This is a genomic window from Ruegeria sp. R13_0, assembly GCF_017743995.1.
In the GTDB taxonomy this organism is placed as follows: Bacteria; Pseudomonadota; Alphaproteobacteria; order Rhodobacterales; family Rhodobacteraceae; genus Ruegeria.
In genome coordinates this window covers 1-12389 of record NZ_JAGHRB010000016.1, presented here as the reverse complement: position 1 = coordinate 12389, position 12389 = coordinate 1, and the positions used below count along the sequence as shown (strand labels likewise).

Annotated in this window: 11 protein-coding genes; 5 read left to right on the top strand and 6 right to left on the bottom strand. The window is 59.6% G+C overall.

All coding sequences use genetic code 11. From position 1 onward, the window contains the following. Nucleotide 1 precedes the first annotated feature (1 nt). The 4 genes from J7394_RS18625 to J7394_RS18610 form a co-directional block, all read right to left on the bottom strand. The gene (locus J7394_RS18625) at nt 2-1549 is read right to left on the bottom strand and encodes a di-heme oxidoredictase family protein (protein ID WP_209255218.1); all 1548 of its coding nucleotides are present in this window, start codon (nt 1547-1549) and stop codon (nt 2-4) included. After that, entirely contained in the window at nt 1509-1994 is a 486-nt protein-coding gene (gene bfr, locus J7394_RS18620; protein WP_170468502.1) for a bacterioferritin, read from the bottom strand. The genes J7394_RS18625 and bfr overlap by 41 nt, the downstream gene beginning before the upstream one ends. Further along, a complete protein-coding gene (locus J7394_RS18615) occupies nt 1942-2235 on the bottom strand; it encodes a bacterioferritin-associated ferredoxin (RefSeq protein WP_170468500.1) in 294 nt (97 codons plus the stop codon). Before J7394_RS18615 ends, bfr begins: the two co-directional genes overlap by 53 nt. A gap of 125 nt (nt 2236-2360) precedes the next feature. Continuing rightward, on the bottom strand, nt 2361-3632 hold the full coding sequence (locus J7394_RS18610) for an imelysin family protein (protein WP_209255216.1): 1272 nt from the start codon (nt 3630-3632) through the stop codon (nt 2361-2363). Nucleotides 3633-3905: 273 nt separating this feature from the next. Between J7394_RS18610 and J7394_RS18605 the strand changes: the two genes are divergently transcribed. Continuing rightward, nucleotides 3906-4409, top strand: coding sequence for a DUF2796 domain-containing protein (locus J7394_RS18605; protein WP_209255214.1), 504 nt, complete (start codon nt 3906-3908; stop codon nt 4407-4409). A 378-nt stretch (nt 4410-4787) separates the two neighbouring features. Here J7394_RS18605 and J7394_RS18600 read toward each other — a convergent pair whose 3' ends face one another. Beyond that, nucleotides 4788-5738 (bottom strand): GlxA family transcriptional regulator, encoded by a 951-nt coding sequence (locus J7394_RS18600; RefSeq protein ID WP_209255213.1) that lies wholly within the window; start codon nt 5736-5738, stop codon nt 4788-4790. A 164-nt stretch (nt 5739-5902) separates the two neighbouring features. Here J7394_RS18600 and J7394_RS18595 point away from each other — a divergent pair, with 164 nt between their 5' ends. Genes J7394_RS18595 through J7394_RS18580 form a run of 4 tightly spaced genes read left to right on the top strand, consistent with a single transcriptional unit; the run spans nt 5903 to nt 10387 of the window. Next, nucleotides 5903-6613 (top strand): GntR family transcriptional regulator, encoded by a 711-nt coding sequence (locus tag J7394_RS18595; RefSeq protein WP_209255212.1) that lies wholly within the window; start codon nt 5903-5905, stop codon nt 6611-6613. A 7-nt stretch (nt 6614-6620) separates the two neighbouring features. Continuing rightward, nucleotides 6621-7550, top strand: a complete 930-nt coding sequence (locus J7394_RS18590) for a dihydrodipicolinate synthase family protein (protein WP_209255211.1) — start codon at nt 6621-6623, stop codon at nt 7548-7550. A gap of 3 nt (nt 7551-7553) precedes the next feature. Then, nucleotides 7554-9050 carry an aldehyde dehydrogenase gene (locus tag J7394_RS18585; protein WP_209255210.1) on the top strand — a complete coding sequence of 499 codons (1497 nt, stop codon included), beginning with the start codon at nt 7554-7556 and terminating at the stop codon, nt 9048-9050. Continuing rightward, nucleotides 9047-10387: an FAD-binding oxidoreductase gene (locus J7394_RS18580; protein ID WP_209255209.1), complete on the top strand. Its 1341-nt coding sequence runs from the start codon at nt 9047-9049 to the stop codon at nt 10385-10387. Before J7394_RS18585 ends, J7394_RS18580 begins: the two co-directional genes overlap by 4 nt. A 236-nt stretch (nt 10388-10623) precedes the next feature. Here the strand turns inward: J7394_RS18580 and J7394_RS18575 are convergent, their stop codons facing one another. Further along, nucleotides 10624-12186: a trimethylamine methyltransferase family protein gene (locus J7394_RS18575; RefSeq protein ID WP_209255208.1), complete on the bottom strand. Its 1563-nt coding sequence runs from the start codon at nt 12184-12186 to the stop codon at nt 10624-10626. Between the last annotated feature and the right edge of the window lie 203 nt (nt 12187-12389).

The following is a 12389-nucleotide window of genomic DNA, read 5'->3' as shown; positions in this document are numbered from 1 at the left end:
GTCAAAGACTTTCGAGGAAACGGATAAGGGCGTCGCGGTCGGCTTTGGGCATGGTCACGACAGTGTCGCGGGCGGGTTGCGCCTCACCCCCGTGCCACAGCACAGCCTCGAGCAAGTTGCGGGCGCGCCCGTCATGCAGGAATTCGGTATGGCCGGACACACGCTGGGTCAGGCCAATCCCCCAGAGGGGCGGCGTGCGCCATTCACGGCCTGTGGCGCGGGCTTCGGGGCGGTTGTCAGCCAGACCTTCACCCATGTCATGCAACAGCAGGTCGGTATAGGGCCAGATCAGCTGAAAACTGTGCTCGGGCCGGTCTTCCAGGCGATGGGTGACATGGGCCGGGGTATGGCAGGCGGCGCAGCCCGTTGTGTGGAACACCTCTTTCCCGCGCAGAACTTGCGGGTCATCCTCATCCCGGCGACCCGGGACGCCCAGATTGCGGCTGTAGAAGGCCACGAGGTCCATGCCGACCTGATCAACCTCGAAGACGCGCACATCGCCGTCGCCATGCGGGGCTTTTAAGCAATTGTCCTGCGCATCGGTGCAATCTCCGTAAGGGGCCGGAAACAGCGGGGTCGAGATGCCGATATCACCTGCAAAAGCCGCCGCCGATTGCTCCATGACCGTGGGCATGCCGGCTTTGTGGCCAAAGCGGCCCATCATCGGGGCGTCAAACTCGGTCGACCAGACAATGTTAGCTCGGCCCGAGATACCATCGCCATCCGTATCGTCCGGGTCGGCTTTGGCCAGAAGGTCCTCGACCGGGATCGCCTCAAGCAGACCGAGGCCAATCATCTGCGGCGCAACGCGCGGGCTGAGCATGGCATCTGGGTGCAACGGGCCGTATCCCAGATCGGCAGCCGTGTAGGTGGGACGGCGGAGCGAGGCGCTCTCGCCCTCGGACAGTGCAACCGGGATCTCTTCGTAGACTATATCCAACCGGTATTCCGCTGGATGCCCGGCCAGAGCGAAGTCCTGCATCTGGCCGCCGTAGTTGGGCTCGGGCAAGGTGGAGAGGTAGTCTTCGATCCCCTCCGGTGCGTCCTGAGGGCCTCCGGGAATGGATACGCGCAGGAACATCGAGACGACGTTGTCGTCCGGCCCGTTCGGCGTATGCCCGCGCCCATCCTTGATATGGCAACGTTGGCACGAGCGCGCGTTATAAAGCGGCCCAAGGCCATCAGACGCGAGAGTCGAAGAGGGCGACGAAACCCAGATTTTCTTGAATAATCCGTTGCCGACCTTGAAGTCCAGCTCTTGTTCAAAGCTCAGGTTCTTGGACGGTTGCGAGAACGCATCTGCGTTGTTGCGCACACGCACGGTTGCGGCCCCTGCTGGCAACTCTTCGAACCTTTGCGGCGCGCTGAAATCCTGCGGGAGTGCGGTGACACCGGCAATGCGCGCGCGTTCGTCGTCGGTGCGCGGGGTGATGTTGAGGTGAAGGTCCTGCAGTTCGGCTGACAGGGAAGGGGTGGCCGCAGTTGCGACCACCAAGAGGGCGAGAATACTATTCTTCGGCGTCCATTTTCGCGGCGTTGAGTTGCGCATAATTGGCGTCGCCAATCCTTTCATACAGATCGAGCTGCGTTTCGAGGAAGTCGATATGACCTTCTTCATCACTGATCAATTCCTCGAAGAGCGACATAGAGACGTAGTCGCCCGCCTCGCGGCAATATTCCCGCGCTTCGACATAAAGGGCACGGGCGTCGTGTTCGGCGGCCAGATCGCATTCCAGCGTTTCCTTGGGGTTCTGCCCGATCCGCAGAGGGTCGAGCTTTTGCAGGTTCGGGTGGCCTTCGAGAAAGATGATCCGTTCGATCAGCTTGTCCGCATGACCCATCTCTTCGATACTTTCTTCGCGGCTTTTCTTGGCCATATGGACCAGGCCCCAGTCCTCCTGAAGCCGGTAGTGCAGCCAATACTGGCTGACGGCTGTCAGTTCATGCCGCAGGGATTTGTTGAGATACTCTATGACCTTGGGATCGCCCTTCATCTGCCTTCTCCTGTGATAGGCCGGTGCGTAACGCACGCAGCTGCATGGGGACTTCCAGATTATCGTCGGTTCGCATCGTGTCTAGGAAAAGCGGCATGCACCCGCCACAGTCGGCAGATTTCCCGAGCGCGTGGTAGATCTTGCCCGGGGTTATGATTGCTTGCGGGTCAGAGGTCCGCATCCAGTCGATAGCGGCCCGGATGTCGTGGTCGGAGATGTTTGTGCAGTGGCAGACGATCATGGCGAATCGAGGCTCGTTTAGTTTCTTACTTTTTTAGTAAGGTAATTCCTTCAAGTCCAGTCACCTTGCGGTGGCAAGGTTGCCGGAGGCGTCGTTTTGCCGACGCCTCCGGCCCCTTTATGCGTCTAGTGGAAAACCGCGTCAGGGTTGTCCAAGCTGTCCGATCCTTCGAACTCGATACCATCGAGGTCGAGAGTCGATACGATACGCTCGATGGTTTTGGTCTGGTCGACCAAACCGTTGACCCCACCCATGATCAGCGCTTCGCCTCCGGCATTTCCGCGCTCCAGCATCTGGTCATAGGCGAAACCGGCCTCGGCGGTCGATTTGATCCGGCCCAGAGCTTGCATCGTGGTCGACAGCTTTGCCTTCATTTCAGTGTCAAGCGCCGGGTCAGCGGCCATCACCAGATCCGAAAGCGACGCGCCCGAGATCGGGGTGCCGTCGATGCGGGTGTAGCTGCCCAGGTAGACGTTTTGGATGCCAAGGCCATCGTAGTAGTGGCTGTTGTGAGTGTTGTCGGCAAAGCAATCATGCTCTTCCTCGGGGTCGTTCAGCATGAGGCCCAGGCGCATACGCTCACCGGCCTGCTCGCCGTAAGACAGTGAGCCCATGCCGGTCAGAATGGCGCTGATACCGGCGGATTCATTCTCGGTCAGGGCAGCGCGTGCATCACCACCTTCGGCCCACTGTGCGGTCATCCACTCCAGATCGCTGACCAGAAGGTCGGTTGCGGCGCTCAGGTATTGCGCGCGACGGTCGCAGTTGCCGTTGGTGCAGTCGTCGCCTTTGGCATAGTCGGTGGCCGGGCGGTTGCCTGCGCCTGCGCCGTGGCCGTTCAGGTCCTGACCCCACAGCAGGAATTCGATGGCATGGTAGCCGGTGGCGACGTTGGCCTCGATCCCGTCGGCTTCGTGCAGGGTGTCTGCCAGTAGTTCAGGGGTGATCTCGTTCGCGTTAATCGCGGTTCCCGAAAGCTCGAAATTCGGGTTTGCGATGACATTGAGAACGGCGAATTCGTTCTCGTCCGTGGCGCCGCCGTAAGAGGCGTCGACATAGTCGATCAGGCCTTCGTCCAGCGGCCAGGCGTTCACTTTGCCTTCCCAGTCATCGACGATGGCGTTGCCAAAGCGGTAAACCTCGGTCTGCTGATAGGGGACGCGGGAGGCGATCCAGGCCGCGCGGGCAGCGTTCAGCGTTGCATCCGACGGGTCGGCGATCAGCGCGTTGACGGCGCTTTGCAGCGCTTTCGCCGCGATCAGGCTGTCATCATATTTGGCTTCTGCAATATTGGCGTAAGTTGTCAGCACGTCCGCTTTTGCAGGTGCGTCACCGGCCAATGCGGCGGTGGCCACGCATAGAGTCAGAGTGCTGGCGGCAGCAAAGAATTTCGTCATTGGGTTCAGGTCTTTCTTGTCAGAAATCTCGTTCAGGTGCGTCCAAGAGGGGCCGCACTTGCACGCGTATAACTGAGTGAAATAGTCGGCAATGTCAACCTGAGTTATCTAGTCAGAATTGCCGCAGGGGAGCGACCTCCCCATATCTGGCGGGTCAGAAACAAGCCGTCGCGATTGCGCCATATTCGTTTAAAGTTAGAATGTTCAGTGTGATTCTATTGCGAGTGGTATGAGTTCATGAAGGGGTTGAGTGCCTCGATCGGTTTGTGTGCAATGGCCGCCCAGGTGTGGGCAGGTGATCAGGTGCCCGCGCAGGGTGCGGCTGCGGGGATGCTGGATATTGCGTTTTTAGAAACTCAATTCAGCGTGTCTTTGGCAGTCCCCAGCGAGGATATTCTGGGGTTCGACCATCGCGCAGCAGATGACACGGATCGCTCCGCCGTCGCGGATGCCATTTCGTCCTTGTCAAAGCCGTTGACCCTTTTCGTTGTCCCTGAACAGGCTGGGTGCGCCACGGCGTCGGCCAATGTGTCCTTGACGGGCGAAGGGCTTGGGTCGGAAGCAGACACCGAGGGCGCGCCAGAATTTCTGGCCGAGTACCTTATTCAGTGTTCGGACATGGCGGCTCTGGACAGGATTGAGTTCGCATATTTTGAGCGTTTTGATCACGTTTCGGCGTTGGATATCACCGCGTCGTCGCAGGGTGTTACGCGGCGCATCCACGTGACCTCGCAATCGCCGGTTCTTGATGTCTCGGCCCTGCAAAGCGCGGACTGACATCCTCTCAGTGGTTATAACAACGTTTTCGGCGGGGTGAGCCGGCACGGCGACGCGAGCAAGCTCGTATGTCGGATGGGAATCGTCTGTGGCACGAGCAAGTGTGCCGGTCATTATGTGTGATCAAAAGACTCTCTTTTGAACTGAATTATGATCAAATTCCGAAAAATTAATATTTATGGCGGAAAGAAACCTCAATGTGACATGATCTGGCAATAGTTGTGCCAATATTCAGCGGTACGACAACACTATCCGACCGAGGTGTTGACTAGTCTGATTTTAATGAGGGGGTTCTCGAAAGGATCGGGGGATGAGCGTGTTTGCGCCCGGTTTCGGGCAGATCAGGACGCTCTCCCCCAGTGGTGGGCTTGCTTGATTTCAGTCGATCTTGTTGCGCTGGGCGTGGGGTGTGACGCCAAAACTCAGGCGAAATACCCGTGAGAAATGGCCCGGATTCTCAAATCCACAGGCCATGGCCACCTCGGTCACCGAGGCCTCGGTCTGCAATAGCAGCTTTTGCGCGCGCTCCAGCCGCATCTCCATAAAGTACTTTTTGGGCGAGGTGTTCAGGTATTTCCCGAATAGCCGTTCGAGCTGCCGTGTCGAAATACCAAGCTCATCTGCAATCGCAGATGGCGAGACGGGCGTTTCGATGTTGTTTCGCATGACCTCAATCGCTTTGGCCAGATGGATGTTGCGCATTCCGTTTCGTGATTGCAGGGAAACGCGTTGTTTGGCCGTTGCGTTGCGCACGGCGTTGTAGACCATCTGATCGGCCACATCCATGGCCAGCGCGACCCCGTGGTCTCGTTCGATCAGGTGCAGCATCAGGTCGGCGGTCGCCGTGCCGCCCGAGGCGGTGATGTGCTTTTCGTCGGCCACAAACACGCTGCGCACCAGGTTCACGTCGGGAAAAGCCTCGGTAAAGGCGTCATGGTATTCCCAATGAATAGCGGCCTGCATTTCGTTCAGAAAACCGGCCTCGGCCAAAAGCCAGGCGCCCGAACAGAGTGCTCCGATCGCCGTCCCTCGTGCCCGTTCGCGCCGCAGCAAAGCCAGCAGAGGTTTGGAGGCGTGGTTCCGCATGTGGATGCCGGACAGCACGAAGATCTGATCAGATTTGGGGAGACTATCGAAGCCGCCATGCACCAGAGTCACCGATCCGTTGGAGCAGACAGCGTGTTCGCCATGCTCAGACACAAAAGACCAGCTGTAGAGATCCTGCCCGCTGACCAGGTTGGCGATCCGCAAAGGCTCGACCGCGCAGGAAAACGCGAGGTGCGAGAACTCCTCGATCAGAATGAAAGTGATGTGGCTGGGATCGGGCATGGTCGCCTTTGTGGTTCCGGGGCTGCTGAGTGGAGTCGACAATAGTCGCGCGGGCCGCAACCTGCACGAAAATTAATTGTATACAAGTTGTATTTTAATCGCATACAACACCCTTGGCCGGGCGATCTCGATTCGCCAAGCGGCTGCGACAAAGGGATAGGCGGATGAAGGACGAGGCGCGCTCGCGCAAATCTGAGCTTGCAGAACACCTCAAGGTCTCGATTCTGACCTTGCGGCTACAACCCGGCGCGGATCTGGATGAGGCGCATCTGTCCGAAGCTTTCGGCCTGTCGCGCACCCCGCTGCGCGAAGTGTTCCGGCAATTGGCTGGCGAGGGATATCTGGACCAGCGCGCCAACCGCAGCACGCGCGTCTCCGAGATGTCGCATACCACGCTGCGCGATTTCTTTCTGGCGGCCCCGATGGTGTATGGCGCCATCCTGAGGCTGGCCGCGCGCAACGCTCTGCCAGATCAGATTGAGGCCTTGAAAGATGCCCAAAGGTTCTTTTGTTCGGCTTTGCAATCGGGGTCTGCCGAGGATCGTGCGCTGGCCAATAACCGGTTTCACGATGTCACGGGGCAGATGTCCGGCAATGTATATCTGTTGCCGTCGTTCAATCGTCTTTTGATCGACCATGCGCGGATCGGGATGACCTTTTACAGACCGCGCAACACGGGTCTGACCGAAAACCTGACTGAAGCCAGCCGTCAGCACGACGCCATCATCGCCGCCATCGAGGCGGGCGATGAGGCGGCTGCTGCGCAGCTGGCCGAGGACCATTGGAACCTGTCTCGCGATCAGATTGAGCTGTTCGTGATGCCTGATGCGCTGGATGTCCCGATGGGCATCCCGCCTCTTTCGAAACCTGCATGAGGACGGAATGAACCCGATTTTCAAATTTGAGGGGATCTACACCCCTGTGGTCACGCCCTATCACGAGGATGGCAGCGTGAATTGGGACGCTTTGTCCGACGTGATCGAATACCTGATCGCCAGCGGCGTTCACGGGCTGATCTCGGGCGGCTCGACCGGCGAAAACTATGCCCAGACCGTGGAAGAGCGGCTGGAGCTGGCCAGGTTCACGCACGCGCAGTTGAAAGGTCGTCTGCCTATGGTCGTCGGGACCGGAGCGATGCTGACACCGGACTCGATTGCGCTGGCCTCTGGCGCGCGTGAGATCGGAGCAGACTCGATCCTGCTGGCAAGCCCGCCCTATTCGGTGCCCACCGACCGGGAAAACGCGCTGAACGCGCTGGCCATCGACAAGGCCGCTGACCTGCCGGTGATGCTGTACAACTACCCGCACCGCACCGGAACGATGATGGGCGAGGAATTCCTCGACCGCGTGGGCCGGAGCCGGAATTTCTGCGGCATCAAGGAAAGCTCGGGCGATATCAACCGAGTGCATCTGCTAGCGCGCGACTACCCACATATCCAGCTTGGATGTGGCATGGACGATCAGGCGCTGGAGTTCTTTGCCTGGGGCGCACCTTTCTGGGTGTGCGGCGGGTCGAACTTTTTGCCGGAAGAGCATGTTGCGCTCTACAACGCCTGTGTGATCGAAGGAGACTTCGCCAAAGGCCGCCGGATCATGAGCGCGATGATGCCTCTGATGCGAGTGCTGGAACAGGGCGGCAAGTTCATCCAGACCATCAAACATGGTGTCACGATGAACGGCATTGAGGCGGGCGCGATGCGGGCTCCGCTGAAAGGGCTGAACAAGGATGACAAGCGAGCGCTGGAACAGGTGACCCGCGTGTTGAAGAAAACAATCGCTGATATCGTAGCTGAAAAGAAGATTGGGGGCTAAGGCATGGAATTGCTGACACAGGACGAATACAAATCCATCGCCGCAGACCTGACTCTGCCGACCGGAGCATTCATTGACGGCGCGTACCGCCCGGCGATCTCGGGCGAGACATTCGAGACGGTGAACCCCGCGACCGGTGAAAAGCTGGCCGATATCGCCGCTTGCGGTGCTGCGGACGTTGATTTCGCGGTCGAGAAAGCGCGCGAAGCCTTTGACGATGGGCGGTGGTCGAAACTGCACCCATCGGAGCGCAAGGACGTTTTGATCCGGCTCTGCAAACTGATGACCCGCAACGCCCGTGAGCTTGCGGTGATGGAGAGCATCGACAGCGGCAAGACCATCTATGACTGTGAAACCGTGGACGTGCCTGAAACGATCCACTGTCTGAAATGGCACGCGGAAGCGATCGACAAGATTTACGATCAGGTCTCACCCGCCAGCGATGACCATATCGCCATGGTCGTGCGTGAGCCGATTGGCGTGGTGGGTCTGGTGCTGCCGTGGAACTTCCCGCTGCTCATGCTGGCCTGGAAAATCGGACCGGCTCTGGCGGCGGGTTGCTCGGTCGTTGTGAAGCCCGCAGCTGAGACAACGCTGACTGCGCTGCGTCTGGCCGAACTGGCAATGGAGGCGGGCCTTCCACGCGGCGTTCTGAACATCGTCCCCGGCGGCGGTGCGGCAGTGGGTGAGCCGATCGGGCGGCATATGGATGTCGACATGGTCTCGTTCACCGGTTCGACCGTGACCGGCAAGCGGTTCCTGACCTACTCCGCTGAAAGCAACGCCAAAGAGGTGGTGCTGGAGATGGGCGGCAAGAACCCCGCCATCGTTATGGACGACGCCGAAAACCTGGATCGCGTGGCCGCACATATCGTCAATGGTGCGTTCTGGAACATGGGCGAAAACTGCTCGGCCTCGTCACGGCTGATCGTGCACAAGGATGTCAAGGCCGAGTTGCTGGAGCGCATCGCCCATCACGCCAAACAGTGGAACATTGGCGACCCGCTGGACCCGGAAACCCGTATGGGCGCGCTGGTTAGCGAAGGGCACTTTAACAAAGTGTGCGGCTATCTGGATCAGGCCGAGAACGTAGTGATTGGCGGCAAGGCAGAAAAAGGGTTTGTCGAGGCCACCGTCGTCGAAGTCTCGGGCAATGACGCCACTCTGGCGCGCGAGGAGATCTTTGGCCCCGTCCTGTCGGTGATTGAGGTCTCGGGCTTCGATGAGGCCATCAAAATCGCCAATGATACAGAGTATGGCCTTTGCGCCTCGATCTTCACGGCCAACGCGAAACGCGCGATCCGGGGTGCTCGGGCGATCCGGGCTGGCACCGTCACGGTGAACAGCTTTGGCGAAGGGGATATCACCACGCCCTTTGGCGGCTATAAGCAGTCCGGCTTCGGCGGGCGGGACAACTCGGTCCATGCGCATGATCAGTACACCCAGTTGAAAACCATCTGGATTGATCTGGCCGATGATGCGGATGAGGCTGTCGATTGAGCGCATACTCAGCACGCAAACTGCCAACCCATCGCGGCCCAGCGGCTTGGAGCGCCATCCTCGGTGCCCAGCCGCCCGCGGTGGAGTTGGACAAGGACCTGACGGCTGATGTCGTGGTCGTCGGCGCCGGCTTTGCCGGTTTGTCGGCGGCGCGGCGTCTGACCCAATTGGACCCTAAGGCGCGTGTTATCGTGCTTGAGGCCGGTCGCGTGGCCGAGGGGGCTGCGGGGCGAAACTCGGGCTTCATGATCGATCTGCCGCACGATCTGGCATCGGACGACTATGCCGGTGCGGGCGATGACAAGACCATGATCGGCCTCAATCGGCAGGCCATCGCATTCGCGCGGTCCGCGGTTGAGCAGTACCAGATCGACCGCAACTTTTTCGACGAAGTGGGCAAGGTCAACGGAGCGTTTGGTGACACGGGCCATGCGCACAATGTCAGCTATGCGCGGCATCTGGAAACCTTGGGTGAAACCAGCGAGATGCTGGACCCCGCGCAGATGCGCGAGCTCACCGGATCACGGCACTATCAATCAGGCCTGTTCACGCCCGGAACGGTCATGCTGCAACCGGCGGGCTATGTTCGTGGGTTGGCTGCTGGGTTGGCCGGGGACGGGGTCGCCATTTTCGAAAACTCGCCCGTACTGGGATTTGAAAAAAGCGGTAGCGATTGGGTGGTGCGGACTGGGAAAAGCACCGTAAGCACCGGCAAGATCATCCTGACGGTCAACGGCCATCTGGAAAGCTTCGGGATCGAGCGTGACCGGTTGATGCAGCTGTTCCTCTTTGCCTCCATGACGCCCGAGTTGGACGCCAATACGCTGGCCTGTTTGGGCGGGCAGCCGCGCTGGGGCGTGACGCCCTCGGACCCGATGGGAACGACCATGCGCAGGATCGACACCGGCCAGGGCGGTAATCGCATTGTCACCCGGACCTGTGCGGCGTTGCGGCCAGGCATGGCAGCAACCTCGAGCGATCTGGCACGCGCCGCCAAAGTGATGCAGCGCAAGTTCGATCAGCGGTTCCCGCAACTGGCAGGGCTGAGGATGGAGCATCAGTGGGCCGGTCACCTATGCCTCAGCCTCAATAGCGTCTCCGTCGCCCGAGAGATCGAGCCGGGTGTTTATTCCGGTTGCGTTCAGAATGGGCTGGGCACTGCACGCGGGACCCTGACCGGGATCGCCGCAGCCGAGAGGGCCAGTGGCCACAGCTCCGACATCACAGGTTTTTTTGAAGCCGAAGACACGCCCAAGCGCCTGCCGCCCCAGCCGTTTCGGGAAATCGGGGCGAATGCCGTGTTGCGTTGGAAAGAATGGAGCGCGCGGGATGAATAAAGCGTTTTGCGTTTTACCTGAAGCAAAGCTATCGAAATGCGCGTTCGACCGCAGGGAGAGGCAGCGTATTTCGATTCAAATCAAACGCAAAGCGATCTAGGCTTGGCGGGCTCAACTGAGCCTGCTGCCACTTAGCGGCCTGAGACATGCACGTTCTCTCGCCTGTTGCAGCACTAGCGAATTTGCAAAAAAAAGGCCCGCCCTGAATGGTGGGCGGGCCAGTAGGGGAGTTGGTATCAGTAGGTCTGGTTCAACTCATCTGCTGCCGGAATTTCCCGTTCCCGTCGCGCGATATAGTCCAGAAGCTCTTCGTTCTTGGCCTCGTCCAGTTTTGGTTCCTGATACTCGGCCAGCAGTTTCTTGGCGTGTTTGAGGGCGCGTTCCGTGATCTCGACGCTGCCTTCGGCCTGCCACTGCTCGATCGAGTTGTTGTCGAAGAGCTCGGGCATGAAGAACGCTGTCTGGAAATTGTCCTGCGTGTGTGGATGGCCCAGATAGTGACCGCCCGGGCCGACATCCGGAACGGCGGCCAGTGCCTGATCGAAGTCGCCCCATTTGGGACCTTCCGCCATGCGATAGGCCATGGCGCATTGTTCCGAATCCACGATGAACTTGGCGACCGAGCAATGCATACCGGCCTCGTTCCAGCCCGCCGAGTGCCAGATGTAATTCGCCCCGGCATGCAGAACCGCGCTGAGCGTCGTGGCAGATTCGTACCCGGCTTGAGCGTCAAACGTCTTGGCACCACCCAACGTGTTTGAAGTGCGCCAGGGAACATCATAGAATCGCGCCATCTGACCGATCATGAAGTTCATCAGGCTGATCTCGGGCGTACCCGCCATCGGCGCGCCGGACTTCATCGATACGGTCGACAGGTAGTGACCCCAGATCGCGGGCGCTCCTTTGCGGACCACCTGCGTATAGGCCAGCGCTGAAAGCGCCTCGGCCGTCAATTGCGCCACGGTGGCAGGCACAGAGGCAGGCGTGTTTGCACCCCCCAGAACGAAGGGTGAGCAGAGGACCGGCTGATTGCGGCGGCAGAACGCACGCATCGCGCCCAGCATCGTCTCATCCCAGACCAGAGGGCTGTTGCCGTTGCAGTTGCCAGTGGTCACGGGGTAGGTATCGATAAACTCATCCCCAAACAGGATCGCGCACATATCCATCACGTCCTCGGCATTCTTGGGCGAGGTGGTCATGCCCATGAACATCTTGTCCGAGTATTTCATCGACGAGTAGGTAATGCGCAGGTGGCGCTGGCTGATCGGGTGATCATAAGGCTCGACGATATGGTGGGCCGAACTGTGCAGCGCGGGCATCATATGGCTGAGCTTGTGGAACATCGCCAGATCTTCCAGCAGCGGGTTGCGGCGCACATCGTCTAGATCGCGCAGGAAAGGCGCGCCGGTCATCGGCACAAAGACCGAATGCTTGCCGCCTAGCTTGACGTTGTTGGCGGGGTTACGCGCGTGATAGGTGAACTGTGCCGGAATGGTCGAGATCAGCTCGCGCACCATGTTGCGGTCAAGATAGACCAGCTCTCCGTCGACCTTGGCACCGGCTTCCTTCCAGTCTTCCAACGCGATCGGGTCGCGGAACTGAACGCCGACATTTTCCAGAATGTCCATGGCGGCATTGTCGATCATCTCGACCTGGCTGCCGTCCATCACCTCGCATTCGGGGATGGCGCGGGTCAGGCCGGGGAGCATTTCAAAGTTCGGGGCTGTGCGTTGTGCACGCCGCGCAGCGCGGCCTCCGGAACGTGATTGGGTTCGAATATTCAAAGGGCAATCCTCCATCTTGGAACCAAAATGACGGATTCGCGGCGCGCCAACCTCTCTGATAGCGATATGTGCTTGCAGGATGCGACACGCGAAAGCGCCGCCCTTTTTGGGCGGCGCTTGGATTGTTTGGGATTAGGTGTGTTTATTCCGCAGCCTGCGTTGTGGCGGCGTGTTTGTCACGTTGGCCATCGCGGAACAGCGCCTTGGCGAGGGAGACC